General features: G+C 32.1%; 17 protein-coding genes and 1 pseudogene. 11 read left to right on the plus strand and 7 right to left on the minus strand.

Features of this window, described 5'->3' with window-relative positions; translation table 11 throughout:
- Positions 1–436: 436 nt before the first annotated feature.
- From AC3WSO_RS14430 to AC3WSO_RS14440, 3 genes are all read left to right on the plus strand, one after another.
- Entirely contained in the window at positions 437–547 is a 111-nt protein-coding gene (locus AC3WSO_RS14430; RefSeq protein WP_079561273.1) for a YjcZ family sporulation protein, read from the plus strand.
- Between the two features lie 343 nt (positions 548–890).
- The gene (locus AC3WSO_RS14435; protein ID WP_079561272.1) at positions 891–1,010 is read left to right on the plus strand and encodes a YjcZ family sporulation protein; all 120 of its coding nucleotides are present in this window, start codon (positions 891–893) and stop codon (positions 1,008–1,010) included.
- 242 nt (positions 1,011–1,252) lie between these two features.
- Entirely contained in the window at positions 1,253–1,366 is a 114-nt protein-coding gene (locus AC3WSO_RS14440) for a YjcZ family sporulation protein (RefSeq protein WP_492531715.1), read from the plus strand.
- An 800-nt stretch (positions 1,367–2,166) separates the two neighbouring features.
- On the opposite strand, the gene AC3WSO_RS14445 is transcribed toward AC3WSO_RS14440, so the two are convergent.
- Complete coding sequence (locus AC3WSO_RS14445) at positions 2,167–2,964, minus strand: cytochrome c oxidase assembly protein (RefSeq protein WP_492531716.1); 798 nt, start codon at positions 2,962–2,964, stop codon at positions 2,167–2,169.
- A 12-nt stretch (positions 2,965–2,976) separates the two neighbouring features.
- The gene (locus AC3WSO_RS14450; protein WP_492534370.1) at positions 2,977–3,393 is read right to left on the minus strand and encodes a DUF2243 domain-containing protein; all 417 of its coding nucleotides are present in this window, start codon (positions 3,391–3,393) and stop codon (positions 2,977–2,979) included.
- Positions 3,394–3,786: 393 nt separating this feature from the next.
- Between AC3WSO_RS14450 and AC3WSO_RS14455 the strand changes: the two genes are divergently transcribed.
- The 4 genes from AC3WSO_RS14455 to AC3WSO_RS14470 all read left to right on the plus strand — a co-directional run bounded on the left by AC3WSO_RS14455 (position 3,787) and on the right by AC3WSO_RS14470 (position 6,627).
- Entirely contained in the window at positions 3,787–4,224 is a 438-nt protein-coding gene (locus AC3WSO_RS14455; RefSeq protein WP_492531718.1) for a LytTR family DNA-binding domain-containing protein, read from the plus strand.
- 12 nt (positions 4,225–4,236) lie between these two features.
- The gene (locus AC3WSO_RS14460) at positions 4,237–4,665 is read left to right on the plus strand and encodes a DUF3021 family protein (RefSeq protein ID WP_492531720.1); all 429 of its coding nucleotides are present in this window, start codon (positions 4,237–4,239) and stop codon (positions 4,663–4,665) included.
- Positions 4,666–4,844: 179 nt separating this feature from the next.
- Entirely contained in the window at positions 4,845–6,152 is a 1,308-nt protein-coding gene (locus tag AC3WSO_RS14465; protein ID WP_492531722.1) for an alpha/beta hydrolase, read from the plus strand.
- Positions 6,153–6,360: 208 nt separating this feature from the next.
- Positions 6,361–6,627 carry a gamma-type small acid-soluble spore protein gene (locus AC3WSO_RS14470; RefSeq protein WP_492531724.1) on the plus strand — a complete coding sequence of 89 codons (267 nt, stop codon included), beginning with the start codon at positions 6,361–6,363 and terminating at the stop codon, positions 6,625–6,627.
- Positions 6,628–6,932: 305 nt separating this feature from the next.
- Here the strand turns inward: AC3WSO_RS14470 and ltaS are convergent, their stop codons facing one another.
- The 4 genes from ltaS to AC3WSO_RS14490 form a co-directional block, all read right to left on the minus strand.
- On the minus strand, positions 6,933–8,885 hold the full coding sequence (ltaS, locus tag AC3WSO_RS14475) for a lipoteichoic acid synthase (protein ID WP_492531725.1): 1,953 nt from the start codon (positions 8,883–8,885) through the stop codon (positions 6,933–6,935).
- A 1,098-nt stretch (positions 8,886–9,983) separates the two neighbouring features.
- On the minus strand, positions 9,984–10,196 hold the full coding sequence (locus AC3WSO_RS14480) for a hypothetical protein (RefSeq protein ID WP_492531727.1): 213 nt from the start codon (positions 10,194–10,196) through the stop codon (positions 9,984–9,986).
- Positions 10,181–10,807, minus strand: a complete 627-nt coding sequence (locus tag AC3WSO_RS14485; protein ID WP_492531729.1) for a class I SAM-dependent methyltransferase — start codon at positions 10,805–10,807, stop codon at positions 10,181–10,183. The genes AC3WSO_RS14480 and AC3WSO_RS14485 overlap by 16 nt, the downstream gene beginning before the upstream one ends.
- Before the next feature lie 72 nt (positions 10,808–10,879).
- Positions 10,880–11,620: an alpha/beta hydrolase gene (locus AC3WSO_RS14490; protein ID WP_492531731.1), complete on the minus strand. Its 741-nt coding sequence runs from the start codon at positions 11,618–11,620 to the stop codon at positions 10,880–10,882.
- Positions 11,621–11,945: 325 nt separating this feature from the next.
- Here AC3WSO_RS14490 and AC3WSO_RS14495 point away from each other — a divergent pair, with 325 nt between their 5' ends.
- Entirely contained in the window at positions 11,946–12,593 is a 648-nt protein-coding gene (locus AC3WSO_RS14495) for a pentapeptide repeat-containing protein (protein ID WP_492531733.1), read from the plus strand.
- Positions 12,594–12,936: 343 nt separating this feature from the next.
- Complete coding sequence (locus AC3WSO_RS14500) at positions 12,937–13,281, plus strand: hypothetical protein (RefSeq protein WP_492531735.1); 345 nt, start codon at positions 12,937–12,939, stop codon at positions 13,279–13,281.
- Between the two features lie 319 nt (positions 13,282–13,600).
- Here the strand turns inward: AC3WSO_RS14500 and AC3WSO_RS14505 are convergent.
- Positions 13,601–14,403, minus strand: a pseudogene (locus AC3WSO_RS14505) (polysaccharide deacetylase family protein).
- 438 nt (positions 14,404–14,841) lie between these two features.
- Here AC3WSO_RS14505 and AC3WSO_RS14510 point away from each other — a divergent pair.
- Together AC3WSO_RS14510 and AC3WSO_RS14515 are read left to right on the plus strand one after the other, a co-directional pair.
- Positions 14,842–15,522, plus strand: coding sequence for a GDSL-type esterase/lipase family protein (locus AC3WSO_RS14510; RefSeq protein ID WP_492531737.1), 681 nt, complete (start codon positions 14,842–14,844; stop codon positions 15,520–15,522).
- Between the two features lie 87 nt (positions 15,523–15,609).
- Positions 15,610–17,016 (plus strand): MBOAT family O-acyltransferase, encoded by a 1,407-nt coding sequence (locus AC3WSO_RS14515; RefSeq protein ID WP_492531738.1) that lies wholly within the window; start codon positions 15,610–15,612, stop codon positions 17,014–17,016.
- The last annotated feature ends 23 nt before the right edge of the window (positions 17,017–17,039 follow it).

Below are 17,039 nucleotides of genomic sequence, written 5' to 3' on the forward strand. Positions count from 1 at the left end.
AGGGTTGCTCGCTTCCTTTGTAATGAGAAAAATGGGCATACTACCCCCTTGAAAAAAATGTTTTTTGAGGGGTATGCTATCCAATTTATTGATCATTACAAAGTAACGTTTGGCATACGTGTTCTCCTGTATCCTTTCCATCCAAATAGAATTATCCTTAATTTACTACGTAATACATTTATATACGAATGAAAGGGTATTCAATTATTGACCACCTGCATAGTCCAAATCTTAATCACACCTCGCCCATTGTCTTTTATATACACGGCCGCCTCCTATGATCTAAAGCCATTTCCAACTGAACATGACTTTAATTAACATTTAATTTCACATAAAAGAAGCAACCTTCCTACTTCAAAAAAAGCTTTAATAGGATAATCACCCCCTTACATTCTACAACCATACATATTATAGAAATAGAAAGGAGGAATATTTCATGGGATACTATTGCGGTGGCTCTTCAGGCGGCTATGGCGGCTCATCATTCGTTCTAATTGTCGTTCTATTTATTCTTTTAATTATTGTCGGCGCTAGTTTCATGTATTAATCTTCAGAACCTTTTTGTTCACAACATAGAAAAAGTAGGATAAAGCAAATTAACCTTACAACTCCTTCTTCTAGGGTCACTTTTACCAAAGTGATCCTTTTCATGTTAACCTGCCTGTGGAATTCAGAAAAAATCCATCCCTCTGTCCTCTTTAAGTTCATGTAAGAGCATTCAATTCGATTAGATTTACTATATTGTTAAAATGAAATGATTCCTAATCACCTTTTAATTTCAAGTGTGATCACGTCGATTTCTATAAATATTTAAACATTGTATAGTTAATAATCAATATCCCTTTTGATTACGATGCATAGAATAAATTAAAGAAAGGGGGGAATATATCATGTCTCAAAATTGCGGTAGTGGAAGTGGTGGCGGTTATGGTACAGGTTCAGCATTCGCGCTAATTGTTGTTCTATTCATTCTTTTAATTATTGTCGGCGCTAGTTTCATGAAATATTAATACCTAATACCGCCACTAATGCTCATAACTAATTTAACCTTAAAACTTCTAATCTGTACTAAGGGTCACTATCCTCCAGTGGCCCTTTTATACTTCCTCATCCAATGTTCAGTGCCTAAAGTTACGTTCTTAATCATCTAAATCTATTATTCCACACATTTTATTAAGGCATCCTAAGATAAATATCGCAACTCTTTTTGACAACTATACATAATATAAAGTATAAGAAAGGAGGGATTACTATGTCTGAATACTATGGTAATGGTAATGGTAATGGCTATGGCTCAGCATTTGCGTTAATTGTTGTTTTATTCATCCTTCTAATTATCGTCGGCGCTAGTTTCATGAGATATTAATACCTAATACCGCCACCTATACTGCTCATAACTAGTGTAAGGTAATACTAATTTAACCTTTTATATTTTTACTAAGGGTCACTATCCTCCGGTGACCCTTTAAACATTCCCCCTTCCGATGACAAATTTAACCTTTAAAGGCAATTTAAAAAGCCACACTTAGTTATATGTGACTTTATCATATTTAGCTTTCTTTAATTGTTCGGATCTCTTATTTTTAAATACTGGAGCTAAGGCGAAATTCTGGACACACAAAAGTTAAATTTTTGTTTTGTGGTAACGACCATTTATGGAGTGTTCCACGTGTCGTGCAGCCAGTCAAAGCGAAAAGATCCTTTGGTGCTGTAAAGCCTGATGCGTTAATATTATTTATCCAAAATTTTCAGCGCCGTAGCTCTGCACATACTTTCGCAGTCGTTGGGTGCTAGAAGCCTATAGCCCTTTTGATTGTGCCAAACTTCGAAGTATGTAAATACTGCCAATTTAGTTGTTTCAAAATTTACATATCGTGTTCAGTATATTTCTACTTATTTCAATATCCCAGTTATAAGTATTTCTCACATACTACTTTTTAAATCTGTATCTACTTCGTCTTTATGTTTTTTCTAATCTCAAGATAATAAACTACGAAACATAACTTCCTAATCATAATATAGTAAGGTAAAGCAAATATGCTTTGCACTCCGAATTCCTTCTTAGGGTCACTCCATCCCAAGTGACCCTTTTAAAATTTCTAAGAGGTGTGAATTATCATATCCCTCCATATTATGCATGTTTGAAAATGTTCAAAGTAAAGAGGATCAATTACTAAACGTTTCTGGTGAATAAATAGAACTTCTTGACCTTTTAAACCATTGGTAAAATAGTAAATAAACGAGTCCGATTTCAATTGCATCCCCGCCGTAATACATAATCATACCTCCTAGTTCTGCCTGTTCAATAGGTACATGATTAGGAGGATACGCATAAATATGTTTGGACAATATTGAATGAGCCGTTACAGCTACTAATAACACGATTGAGCGAAAGACATAAGATACTTGGTGTGGAGTTGGATCGATATAGATAAAGGCAATAGTAAACAAATAACCTGCTAGAAAAATATGAATGTGAATCAAAATAAATAATAGCGAGCTTTCATGCATCATGGTAAAGAGTGGTGTAGTATAAAGCAACCATAAACCACCTACATTAAGAATAGACGCTACAATAGGATTGCGTACAAAACTAAAGTAAGAATTTTTTAATATAGAGGAAATAAGACGAGCCCTTTTCACGGGGATTGATCTCAACAGTAGAGTCATCGGAGCCGCCAGAGCAATAAGGAGCGGAGCTAGCATTCCAAGCAATAGATGACCGATCATATGTGCTGAAAAATTAACGTGAGTGAGCTCTGCAAATGGACCGATTAATGTAATGATGGCGCATAAATGTCCTAGAATCCAACTTAATATACGAAAACGTGACCACCTTTTTTTATGCTGATTAGAATAAATAACCGCAACAATGTATGAGATAAGGGAAATAAGAAACGGCAAAACTAATAGCAGCTGTACAATAATGGAGAAATTTTGGATGTGAGTTTCATGTGAATGCAAAGTTGAATCCTCCTAATACTTTTGTTGATTAGTTTGTATTAGTAAAACAATACCTATCACTATTAAAATTGCTGCTAATATATTCCAAACCAAATCATAGGGAAGAATATCGACGTTGTAGCGGATTTGATGTAACTTCATGAACTTGTGCTGAATGATTCCATCGTATAGTTGAAACGCTCCTGCTCCAAGAAAAATCCCTCCAAGCCATCTTTTTAACCAAAATCCATGTTTTCGATGAAGATCAGCGAGTAAAAAGGCTGACCCAATCGTGGCAAAAAAGCTAAAGGCATGAAATAGTCCGTCAGAGACTAATCCAATATTAGCTGTAGATTTATCATAGAAATGATGCCAATGTAATAATTGATGAAAAAGTACTTCATCTATAAATGCCACGACACCGAGACCAAATAATAAGCCCGTCCACATATTTTGTTGCCCATAATGAAAACGATTTTCGTGTTTATGATTATTTCTTTCATTCTTATTTAATATGGTCAACCTAATCACCTCAGTTTTTTTATTAGTTTATCCATGAAGTTAAGAAATTCAAACAATTTACAGAGGTGTTTTCTATTTCCTTCGATTTTATATCCATTTCTTCTTTGCTATTTTTTTATCGGTTACAAATTTCTCACAGTCTTAAATTGGATAATTCTAGCTACTATCCCGAATTGTAATCTGATAAAATAATAAAAAGATTGTATATGGAGGCGTATCATTCAGATAATCGAATCTATTTAGTCGTTCTTCATTTGCAAATTTATTAACTGAGAAAAGATTCGTAGTCGAACTGAAATTTGAGTTTTCGTGGGTGATCATTTGAAGATTTCAATAGAAAAAATAAGCCAAGAATTCGAAGAAGAGATTCTTATTAGGTGTCATGAGGTTGATGACGAAATAAATGAAATTATTAGCAAGTTGAACACTGAACCCCCTATTTTACTTGGGAATCAAAATGATCGTATTCACCGCATTCAGCTTAATGATATTTATTATTTCGAGGCAGTCGAGGGAAAAGTTTTTATTTACTGTAGGGACAACGTTTTTGAAGTAAAACAAAAACTATACGAGTTAGAGGAATTATGTACCGGAAAAAACTGTTTTCGCGCAACGAAATCAACCATATTGAACATCACTAAGATTTCATCTGTTTATCCGACCATAAGTGGTCGATTCGAAGCGGTGCTGGATAACGGAGAACGCGCTGTTATTTCAAGGCAGTATGTGCCTGTCCTAAAAAAAATGCTTGGTTTGTAAAGAGGGATACATATGAATTTTTTTGAATTTCTGCAAAAGATAATTAAGAATTTCTTTATCATCTTCGCATCCATAATCATGATTATTACTTTGTTGCGTCAAATGTTTAATCCTGATATGGCCTTTGATTTGAAATCAATTTATGTCATTATGGCATTTGCATTTTTAGGTGCATTAACCAGATTTATTTTATATTCTCCTAACGAGCTAAGCGAGAAGAAAATGCAAATAAGGATTATTATTCATTTCTTCACTTTGGAGATTTTATTGATTGCCATTGGCCGTGCTATTAAGCTTGTAAATAGCACATCAGAAGTAATCATTCTTGCACTGCAAATTGCTGTAATCTACGTTATTGTTCGTCTACTATCATGGCAAAATGATAAAAAAGATGCAAAAAAAATCAATGAAAAACTGGAGGCAATTAAGAAGGACTTTTAGTCAAAAAAATAATAGGATGTAGTTTTCTATAACAAATTATTTTTGCGGTAAGCATTAGAGCTTGCCGTTTTTTTGCATCTTATTGGCCTGTGAATACAGCATACCGTTTTACCATATACATCCATCCATCCGTTTCATATGATAATTTTATAAAAAATTTTTTCCAATGAGGTGGAGTTATGAATATAGGAATTTTACTTTTATTAGTCGCTTTGATTTTCGAGATTACCTTTGCCATCTATTGCATATCAACTAAGCAAAATCACAAAAAAATAAAGAATTGGATGAGAATTGTTGTATTTATTGTATTTGTACTACTTACTGTTTCATCGTTAATTGACTGGAGTTTGTTCTGGATAATGTTTGCTATACTACTCTTCTTATTAGCAATAAATGGGGCAGTTTCTCTAATCCTTAACAAAACAAATATCAATCCATACAAAACTTCTACCATTGTGTGGAAGTCCATTATGATGATATTGACATTTGCATTAGCACTTTCACCTGCAATTATCTTTCCACAGCATCCATTACCAAAAGTAACAGGAGGATATGAAGTCGCAACCATTACTGACACTTACGTTGACAAGAATCGTATTGAGGAATTTACTGACAGCGGGGAAAACAGATTCGTTAATGTAGAATTTTGGTATCCCAAAAATGCAGATGGAACATACCCTTTATTAGTGTTCTCACACGGAGCATATGGTATCAAGACAAGCAACAGTTCCACCTATACTGAGCTGGCAAGCCACGGTTATATAGTCGTTTCAATCGATCATCCCTATCACTCCTTCTACACTCGTTCAGAGGATGGAACAGTAGTAATGGTCAATTCAGATTTTAGTCAAGAAGTCACAAATAAAAATAAAGGCGTTTACTCGAATGAAGAAAAATACAATCTCATTCAAAAATGGATGAAATTACGAACAGACGATATGAATTTTGTCATTGATACGATCCTTAAAAAATCAAAAAATGACAATGACCCCCTTTATCGACAAATCGATACAGAGAAAATTGGTGTATTCGGGCATTCTATGGGCGGTGCTGCAAGTGTGTGGTTAGGCAGAGAGCGTAATGATATTAGTGCAGTTGTAAATATTGATGCCACGTTTTTTAGTGAGCTTGTTTATAAGAAAGAAATAGATGATTTTGTAGCTAGTAGCAAAGACTTTACAACTCCACTTCTTAACATTTATTCTGACGATGTATGGAGACAGCTCGAGAGTAACTCCATTTATATAGCAAATAACCTCAAAAATGAACACTTCAAAGAAGCACATACTGTTCATATTCAAGGGGCAAAACATTTAAGCTTGACTGATTTACCTTTTTTCTCTCCTATACTGGCAAATATTATACAGGGAGGAAAAGCCGATATTGATCAATCTTACTGTATTGAAACTGAAAATGAACTAATTCTTAAATTTTTTGACTTTGAATTAAAAGGAATCGGCCATTTTACTCCAAAAGAGACCTATTGAACAAAGTTTCTGCCGTATCTTACACTTGTCATCGTTAATTTGGATACGGCGATTAACCCCAGTTTATTGCTGGGGTTTTTTAACTGTTTAACTAATAAATTACGAGGAAATGGTGCGATATTTTGCTGGGGCTTTTAGTTAATGTCAGCTGATATTAACTCTGTTTCGAATAATAAAGCATCTTCTGTACAGACTATAATTTCAGGAGGTGAAATCCATGAACAACCAAAACTATAACCCAAAAACCCAAAATGCAAACGAAGAATTCGGGAATGAGACTGATGTTCAACAAATTAGACAACAAATCCAACAAGCTGAAGCTAACAAAAAACAAGCTTCTGGTTCAATAAACTCGATGAACGAAGAATTCGGGAATGAGACTGATGTTAATCAAATTAGACAACAAATCCAGCAAGCTGAAGCTAACAAAAAACAAGCTTCTGGTCAATTTGCAAACAAAAACAGTACAAAATAGTTGATAATCAGCATTCCCTAATTACCCAAATAATTTTAACTTTAATATGCTTAAAATAATTCTTATTATGCGTAGTATCCTCACTACCTAATTGTAATAACTCGCCGTTAAGATAATAGGATAAAACTGGTTCAAAACTATAAAAAGCGCGAGAAATCAATTTTAGAAACGTTGATTTTCTCGCGCTTTTCTGATGTGAAATTTTCCAATTTTTCTTTAAATGTATGTCCCATCCAATTCAAGATAATGGTAAGAACCTTTGATATCAAACATATCCTCTTGAACTGTCCAGCAAATTGCATCAATTAATTAGATTCTACATCCTCATCTTTGGAATAATTATATTTAGAACGATCAACTGGCGTATAATCTGTTGGCGTATGGAATCTCAATAAATCTCCATTCACGACTTTATCAGATAATTCCAATTTACGGTCTACTTTATCTTTGATAGTTTTCGCAAACTCTAATTGACTATCATCTAGTAGTAAACCTGTTTTATTATCATAAAATTTTTCATTAATTGAATAAATTGTAGGACTGACAAAATTGCCATTTCTAAACGGTACAATTTCCTCATGCTCTTCTGATAATAGGTCTGAACCAAATTGAACGAATTTTTGCGTATCAATCCCCAGTAAATGTAATAATGTTGGAAGAAGGTCTATTTGACCACCATAAGTATGGTTAGTTCCACCTTGCATTCCTGGAACATGGATAAATAAAGGTACGCGTTGTAAATTAGCATTTTCATAAGGTGTAATTTCTTTACCAATGACTTGCTCCATCGCATCATTATGATTATCTGAAATACCGTAATGGTCACCATAAAGAACAATCATCGTATTATCATATAAGCCTGATTCTTTTAATTGATTGAATACTTGTTTGATTGCTTCATCTGCATAACGTGCTGTTTGGAAATAATTATCTACACTTGGATCTCCAGTATTAGCTTTATCAATTGTTACTAAGTCTTGATTCATTTTATACGGATAGTGGTTCCCTACCGTAATCAATTTCGTATAAAAAGGTTGTGGTAACGAACTTAAAAGACTTTCAGATTGATTAAAGAATGGTTTATCTAGCAAACCGTATTCAGCCATGTTATCTGTAGAACCAGTGTCATAATAACTAGCATCAAAGAATTTGTCATATCCAAATGATTTATAAATCTCATTTCGATTCCAGAAGCTTCCGTTGTTACCATGGAATACAGCTGATGAATAACCATAATCTTTTAAAATACTTGGAGCTGCTTGGTACGTATTTTGTGCTTTTGTAATATAAGCAGATCCTTGTGGTAAACCAAATAAAGAATTTTCCAGCATAAATTCTGCATCAGAAGTTTTACCTTGACCTGTCTGATGGAAGAAATTATCAAAATACATTGTATTCTTATCTTTTGCTAATGAATTTAAGAACGGTGTAACTTCTTCACCGTTTAATTTATAGTCGATCAAAAAGTTTTGGAATGATTCTAAATGTAAATAGACGACGTTCATTCCTTTTGCTTCACCAAAATATTCAGCATTAGGTTTTGCGTAGTTAGATTTTGTATAGTTCATCACTTCTGTAATATCACTACTATCCGCCAAAGCTCTCTGTGAAGATGCTTTCATCGTTTCTACTGAATCATAAATCGTATAGTTATACATTCCTAGATATTTCACAATATAGTTTCTATCAAAACCTCGAGATAATAATTGCGGACGATCAGCTTCAGCTAGTCCTAAATTTAGGACGGATACTGCCAATGCAAATGCAATGATTGCCGTTGCTTTTTTATATCCAAAACGATTAGACTCTTTTTGTATTTTTCTTGAGAATCGTAGGTAAAACATTACAAATACATCTACAAAGAACAAGATATCATAAGGCTTTAGTAAAGAAAGAACACTACCACCTAAATCTCCGAAGTTCTGCGTTTGGGTAACAGTAGGTAATGTAATGAAATCACTAAAAAATCGGTAATAAACAATATTGGCATATAAAACAATAGACATCAGAGTGTATACGACAACTAGTGATGTATATTTTCTCTTTCCACTAAATAAAAATGACAATCCTAGAAATAGCATTGCGGAACCTAGTGGATTTATTAGTAAAAGGAATTGTTGAAGTACTCCTTCTACTCCTAGTTTAAATTGTGCTGTTTGAGCGATGTATGTTTTCATCCATAACATTAAAACCGCTAATAAATATATCCCTAAAAATTTATTTAAAAGGCCATCTTTTTTACTTAATAAATTTTTCATTTTTACACCTCTTTTACTTACTTAAATATCAATTATGCCTCGGCATAATTGCGTCCGGAATCGGCATTGTGCTTAGGTCTGCGTGAGGGCCGACACGATGTCGGTCATTTCGGGAATGCTACAGTTCGTGGCGTTTTTACCGATGCAGGTCAGTAGCCGTTATCGCATTCGACGTTTTTAGGCTAACATCCTATATTAAACTTCTTTCAGCTGAAAGAAATTCAATTTAGATATACATTAACTTATATTATAAGTATTGCATTTAAAAAATGTTACTTCACAATAGCTTTTTTCGCAGCTAATGTAGCTTACTCCCCATTTAGAATTCTGTCAAGTTGTTAAATATAATTGAAGATAGCGAGTACATTACTACCTATTTTTGTAAACCTCTTTCATAAAAACCCCCCGCATATGTTAATTTCAACTAACATTTACGGGGTATATAGGAATACCTCACCAATTTAAATATACAGTATTTATTGGAAATAAAAGAAACATTGAGCTGGCTGTTTTTTCCAGTCTTTCACTTTAACTATTACATTCGTCATGGATTGCATTCTTCAAATGCAAAATATAATTATTTAGCTTTGCCTTTTCCTGTGCAGTTACGGTTCATTTTAGGACGAGTGACCTTTAATAAATTTTTCAACAATAGTAATTCTAAAACACAATTTTAGTTTTAACAATTAATTTTGATGACATGTACCTTATAATTTTGTAAGTTTTAATTCAATAAATTTAAACAAGTGTTACTGAACATTAAAGGTTAAAAAAATCTAGTCGCAAATATTTTGATAATAAATCCATTAATGGTAAAAACACATTTGTCATTTTAAATTATTCGATTTTTTATATCCCTCGATTTTATTGTCAAGTGATCGTCTATTTTTTGCTTTTCACCACTTTTTTCTAAAGGAATTAGCCTCATCCCAACGTATCTTTACAGATAGATGTAGAAAAGCGTTCCTGTTATTTCAGGAACGCTTTTCTACTCTCCTTTTATAAAATTCCCACATTAAAAATTATCTCCACCACTTACATTAATAATTTCTCCGAGAATATAATTTGATGCATCAGATGACAGAATTGCAATTATCCTTACGCTATTTCTATAAATGTTGTAGCCCGTTTAAAGGTACAGATGAATGTATCTATAGCGGATACAACTTCTATCATTTTTGCAATTTCTAATGAATCAGGACGCAACATAATAAAAAGGATCGGACCTGATAAGAAAAATGACCACGAAAGCGCCGATATACCAATAGAAACTGCAAATTCACCCATATTATCTACTAAATCTGGTCGCAATATCCCTTTTTTGAATCAAGAATAAACATAGACGCATCTTGTCCCATGAATATTTTATTTCCTGTATAAAAAGTTTTGAATTGAATATCCCTATTTCCTATTTTAGTCATAGTGTCGGCTAGCTCTTCTGGATTAAAACCGTTATGAACAATATCTGATACTATTTTTTCATTTTTATTAAAATCTACGATGAGTAAATGTCCTCCTTCATTTAGAACATCAAATAATCTTGATAAAACTAATTCAACATCATAAATGTGGAGTAAAACCTGAGCCATAAAAATATAGTCTGCTTGTACATGTAAATCCGATAAACTTTCCTTTTCAATATCAAAGCATAATGTATCTACATTTTGAATATTAAAATCAGTTATCTTCTGATTCATTTGATTAACCATGTTTTGAGATGTATCCAGAAAAAGTATAGAATTAAACTCGTTTAGCAAGTTCATACCGACCAGACCTGTTCCACACCCAAAATCAATAGCATTCTTACTTTTAGGGTCAATTAAATAATTACGGATGGCATCTGATGAAACCTTTGCAATTTGGATTCTTTCAGGAGTGTCATATATATTAGCTATCATTTCAAACTTTTCAGTATTCCCCAATATTATCTCTCCAATCAACCTCAATATAAAAAATATTTGTTCTTAATTAAGACTTGTTGATTTTTCATAAAGTTACCACGTTAAATCATTTAAGAATGTAAGAATATCATTGTTCACGTCGTTAATGTCGGTGCCTATTGTCATTAAATGTTTAGAGTTCGGATACCCTTTTATTGATTTTCGATTCGTTGTAACGCATTGAAAAATTACCTCTGCACTTTCTTTATACAATGGTTCATCTAATTCACCATATAATATACGAATTGGTGAGGTTAAAAGTCCTAATTTATTCATCGTTGTATTAATTAGCTGTTGGAACTCAACTAATGAATCGATAGACATATTTTGAATACGTTTCATTTCTAAATTTATTTGCTCTTCATTTTTCCCTTCAAGTTGTTTGTATCTTTTTGCATAATGAAAGACACGCTTTTGTAGAAAAGCAGCTTCCCTATTTGTTGGTACTGACATTGTCACAACACCATTAATCTCCAACTCTTGACCAACTTTTAATGCAAACACACCACCAAGTGAAAGACCAATCACAGCTATTTTTTCAAAACCTTCATCCTTCAACAACCGGTAACCGTTTAGTACATCTTGCCACCAATCAGATGGTCTATATGTGAGAAGTTCTTCTGCTGTTAAACCATGTCCACTATATAATGGTGCGTAGCAGGAATAATTGTTCTTTTGTAAATACTTCCCTAACTTCTTCATATCAATAGTATTGCTAGTAAAAGAATGCAATAGTAAAACGGCCTTCTTTCCACCTTTATAGAAAAAAGGCTTAGGGGGTACTATTTTCATCATTATTTTAAATACCTCACTAACATATTCTTAGGTTTTAATTAAGTAGATGAACCTCGAATTTTTACAATTCCTTTAAAGTATAACATCATGCGGTATTGAACTAAACCGCTCCGTTCGGATTATACAGTCAGAAAATATTTCTGGTTGGCTATTTTTGGAACACAAATTTTTTTAAAAAAATACTAATAAATTTATCTTTTCAAACAATCATGAAGCAATCATGTTGCACACACTTTTACGTAAAAATATAGTCTTAAATAATTAAGGCCATTTATTTAAACTTTTAAATTAGTAGTAAATAACTGTATTTGAAAGGTGTGCTATTGTGGCAAAAGGTTTCAAAATTGAATTACCAAAATTACCATTACATTTAGAAAAAGCGAATTTTCAAGATATTTTTCATGAAGAAGAACCATATTTATCAAACTGCATGATCTCTAACACTGTAATTGACAACGAGGATGTCGAAAGACTAATTTTATCAAAAGTTATTTTTAAAAGTGTAAGATTCATAAATGTTACTTTTAGAAAAATTGATTTGACTGATGTAATATTTGAAAACTGTGATTTATCTAATTCCAGTTTTTGTGAAGGCATCATACATAGAGTCAAATTTGAAAACTGTAAATTATTAGGGTTAGATTTTTCAGAATCTAATTTAGGAAACGTTTCTTTTGAAAATTGTATTGCAAATTTATGTGACTTTTCTGAGACACGTTTAAAACAAGTAATATTCGATAATTCAACTCTACAAGGCGCGAACTATTATGAATGCTCATTTAATAAGGTAATATTTTCTCAAAGTGATATTAATAATGTTGATTTTTCGCAAACGTCACTAAAAGGCATTGATATTAGCACATGTAAATTTGAAAAACTGAATGTTACCTTGGAAAGCTTGAATGGCTGTGAAGTATCCTCGGAACAAGCGATTGGGTTTGCTTCATTGTTAGGATTAAAGGTTAAGGCTTAAAAATGATTAAAATTCGATTTTCATTTCTTAGCTGTAGCGTGAAACGACGCTGCAACTTTATTTAAATCTAGTTTCACAGGCTATGAACTATACAAACAACGTTATCACGACATATAAATAGTAATGTAAAGCTAATTTAGCCTTACACCTCCGAATTTTGTTACTGAGGGTCACTCCTATCCCAAGTGACCCTTTTTATATTTTCTTTCCCTAGGTGTTCAGTAATAATATTGAAACTAAAGCTTACAATATTATAAGTTTCAAGTCACCAAATTGTATTGTTAAAACTTAAATTGTGTTTTAAAATTACTTTTGTTGGAAAACAATATGAGGAAGAATTTTAATGAAAGACAAGCTAATAAAATTTTTATCTATTTTTGGTGGTATTACAATTATTACTCTAGCTCTATCGGCTTATTTTATTATCGACCAAGGTATGCCTAAGGAATTTACCGAAGAGAACTGGTTTGATACGAAAGAAAAAGCAATACAAACTACAGTTGAGCATTTAAAAAATGAAAACAATATTGATGTTACAATAAATGAAGTTAGTTCTTCAGGTGAATATGCAACACATGAAGTGTATTTAGAAGGTCATGTTGTTGGAAATGAGAATAAGAAAATCTCTGCTGTTGTAGATACTTCTAAAAAAAAATATCAAGTAAAATCTGTTGATATGAACAACTAATAATAATTGACTTTTAAAGGACCATTTGAACAGTTAGCTGTTCTTTTTATTGCACATTAGAAACGTTTATAAGGAATGTCTGCTCTCCACTATAGACAGAAATAAAATCTGCTGCTGACGTGGAGTCCGTTAACCAAATGACCTAAAGACAAGACCTTCTTAAAATCTTGTTTTCCCTCACTAAGCATAATAGAAATGAAAAAAGCCGATTTTCTATATGAAAGATCGGCATCTTGCTTGATTATCAGCTTTTAAAAATTTAATATAAGTTCTCCTTTTTTATTAGAAAAAACTACAGTCTAATAATATTATTTATCTATTATAGTCGATGATCCTTTTGGAAGTTTAGATAAAAATGGTTAGCATCGTTATATACTCCAAATTCATAGCCTTGCTCCTTATAAAATTTAATGATTTCAGGAAGAGTTTGTAACGTTTGTAGTTTTTCATGCATCAAAACAACTTCTACATCTTCTGTTGTTTGTCTTTTTACATTTTCTATAATCTCATTGGGATTATCTTTTAATTCCCAATCACGAGAATCAATTGTCCAATCCCACACCCTTATTTCAGATTCTGCAAGTTGATTGCGAATTTTTTTACTCTCCAATCCTGGTGTAGACCCATACGGCGGGCGAACTAGTTTAGGATTTGTACCTGTAATATCATATATAAGCGCTAACGTTTCTTTCATCTCCGGTACGAATTGACGTTTTTTATATAGCTTACCACTATCGTGTGACATACTATGTGCACCAATATAATGTCCCTCTGTTACTGCTCGTTTTACACTTTCCTGATAATTTGTATTTTGCAAATTACTTCCTATCATAAAAAATGTTGCCTTAATATTTTGTTCCTTTAGTACTTCTAAAAATTGACTTGTTAGTGTAGAGGGCCATCATCAAATGTTAAATAAACAACTTTCCCAACTGGCTTTTTATCCGGGCTTTCTTGCTTCTTTGGTGATCCTTCATATAGTTTTTTTTCATGTTGTTGCGTATTCGCTGGAATAGAGTTGAACTTCCCAATAAAAAAGAATATGAAAAAAGATATTGCTAGAACAATTCCTAGGGATTTTACCGCCTTTATTACATTTATTTTATTCTTTGATTCTTCCATTATTTGTCTACCCTCTCTCTAATAACTATTATTTGTTATAAAGCTGAACCTTTTCTGTTAGATTTATTATTTTCAAGCGTTTATTACAATAAATAGTCTATTGAAGATAGATAAAGATAAAATGCAGATAGTATCTAAGTAAGTTAAAGAATAATTTTATTTACACTTACATATTTTCATGTCATTACAATTTGTCATCAAAACAAACAAAATAAAAATACTATTCTTCCTGATTAAAAAATTAGAAAGAATAGTATTTTTTATTTTGCCATTCACTATAACTATTTTCATTTTTTCACTTTGTCTTTTCTTTAAATAATTTATATCTTATCTGCATCTTATCTTTATCCCTAACCATTAATCTATATTTTGTAAACGACAGATGCTTATGTGAGCGACTATCACTTACAAAATATATGGTTTGAGAGGAAGATAAAAATGTTAAAGAAAGTATGTATTTGTTTACTAATGGGGGCTATTGCACTAACCTCTGCTGCCTGTGTAGATAAAGGGACTGAAAAAACTTCAGTTACACAAAATACTGCGCAAGAAAAAAAATCAGAAGACATATATAAATCTATTTTTAAAAATAGTTTATTTTTTGGAGATTCTATTACAGAAGGACTTAATTATCAAGAATTAATCGATGATACAAATGTTATCGCTGATGCAGGTAAAGTCACAGTTATGGCCATAGAAGAAGATGTTGAAAAAGTAGTAGGAAAAAACCCTGAACACATTTTTATGAGTTTTGGTATTAATGATTTACTGATGCCAATGGATATTGAAGGTAACCCTATCGATAATCCAGTCAAGTATTCAATAGATACTTATTCCAAACTAATACAAAAAGTAAAAGAAAAGCTTCCTAATGTAAAAATACACATTTTATCTGTAACACCTGTTACAGATAAAGCATTACAGGAGTTTCCACAATATAAACACATTGATGAATATAATGCAAAACTTAAAGAGTTAGCAAAAGCTGAAAAAGCAGAATACATTGATTTATCTCCGATTTTTGACAAAAATACAGATTTACATGATGAAGATGGAGTCCACTTTAAAGCTAATTATTATACGCAGCTACTCGACCTTTTAAAAATTTCTATTAAGTAGTGTCCATATTAAAAAATTTACAGTCCTAATAGAAGGACTGTAAATTTTTTAAAAAGTAAAGTTTAACTATTTAGGAGGTGACGAATCTTGGTATTCAGTAGCTTAATTTTTCTTTTTGTATTTTTGCCGTTAGCAATTCTTTTATATTATATATCCCCTAAGGTTCTTCGAAACTTTGTTTTATTTGTAGTCAGTCTAATTTTTTACGCATGGGGTGAACCAGTATATATAGTCATTATGATATTCTCCACCCTATTTGACTATGTGAATGGAGTACTTATAGACAAATATAGAAGTCACAAGGGTATTACTAAAGCTATATTCATTAATTCAATTATAACGAATTTGGTAATACTTGGATTCTTTAAATATTATGGTTTCGTAGTGGACAATATCAATACCCTTTTTAACTTAAATATTCACGTTGAGACTCTCCCTCTTCCAATTGGAATCTCTTTTTATACATTTCAAACGATGTCTTATGTAATAGACGTTTATTTAGGTAAAGTGTCTGCGCAAAGAAATATTATTGCTTTCGGTACTTATGTAACGATGTTCCCACAACTTGTCGCAGGGCCTATTGTGAAATACAGCGAAATTGATAAACAATTACAAGATAGAAAAGTTACATTAGATCGTTTTGGCGAAGGGATGGAACTATTTATTAGAGGGCTTGCACTAAAAGTACTTTTAGCAAATAATATAGGACTTCTTTGGACAAGTGTTAAAACAACCTCTATATCTGAACTTACTATTCTAACAGCATGGCTTGGGATTATTGCTTTTGCCTTCCAAATTTATTTTGATTTTAGAGGTTACTCAGCTATGGCTCAAGGTTTAGGGAAAATGTTTGGTTTTGATTTTCCGGAAAACTTTAACTATCCCTATATATCTAAAAGTGTCACTGAGTTTTGGCGTAGATGGCACATATCACTAGGATCTTGGTTTAGAGAGTATATATACATTCCTCTTGGGGGAAATCGTGCAGGTTTACTCAAACAGCTTAGAAATTTGTTTATAGTTTGGTTCTTAACAGGATTATGGCATGGAGCTAGCTGGAATTTTGTTGTTTGGGGATTGTATTTTGGATTATTTGTAACACTAGAAAAGTTGTTTCTATTAAAATGGCTTAAAAATAGAATGCGTATTATTGCCCATATGTACACACTTATTATCGTATTAATTGGATGGGTATTTTTTGAATTTGATAACTTATCAGTAGCAATTAGATACATCGGTACAATGTTTGGCTTTAATCAAACCGCTTTCTTGGATAATAATACACTCTATTATTTAACAACCAATTTTACGCTTTTTTGCATTTTAGCTATTTGTTCAACACCATTCCCCAAAAAGGCACTTGTCTATATAAGAGAACAATTGAAATTGCCAGGCGCTATTTGCATGCCCATCTTTTATGTAATATTAGTAGTTCTTTCAACTGCATATTTAGTAAACGACACTTATAATCCATTCCTATATTTTAGATTTTAATTTTCATCTATATAACATAGATA

Source organism: Lysinibacillus sp. EB106-09-02-XG168 (genome assembly GCF_058791475.1).

Excerpts from the sequence above, each read along its gene's own strand:
- AC3WSO_RS14435 (WP_079561272.1), top strand. The coding sequence starts at position 891 with ATGTCTCAAAATTGCGGTAGTGGAAGTGGTGGCGGTTATGGTACAGGT.
- AC3WSO_RS14450 (WP_492534370.1), bottom strand. The coding sequence starts at position 3,393 with ATGTGGACGGGCTTATTATTTGGTCTCGGTGTCGTGGCATTTATAGAT.
- AC3WSO_RS14500 (WP_492531735.1), top strand. The coding sequence starts at position 12,937 with ATGAAAGACAAGCTAATAAAATTTTTATCTATTTTTGGTGGTATTACA.
- AC3WSO_RS14460 (WP_492531720.1), top strand. The coding sequence starts at position 4,237 with ATGAATTTTTTTGAATTTCTGCAAAAGATAATTAAGAATTTCTTTATC.
- AC3WSO_RS14510 (WP_492531737.1), top strand. The coding sequence starts at position 14,842 with ATGTTAAAGAAAGTATGTATTTGTTTACTAATGGGGGCTATTGCACTA.
- AC3WSO_RS14430 (WP_079561273.1), top strand. The coding sequence starts at position 437 with ATGGGATACTATTGCGGTGGCTCTTCAGGCGGCTATGGCGGCTCATCA.
- ltaS (WP_492531725.1), bottom strand. The coding sequence starts at position 8,885 with ATGAAAAATTTATTAAGTAAAAAAGATGGCCTTTTAAATAAATTTTTA.
- AC3WSO_RS14440 (WP_492531715.1), top strand. The coding sequence starts at position 1,253 with ATGTCTGAATACTATGGTAATGGTAATGGTAATGGCTATGGCTCAGCA.
- AC3WSO_RS14490 (WP_492531731.1), bottom strand. The coding sequence starts at position 11,620 with ATGATGAAAATAGTACCCCCTAAGCCTTTTTTCTATAAAGGTGGAAAG.
- AC3WSO_RS14465 (WP_492531722.1), top strand. The coding sequence starts at position 4,845 with ATGAATATAGGAATTTTACTTTTATTAGTCGCTTTGATTTTCGAGATT.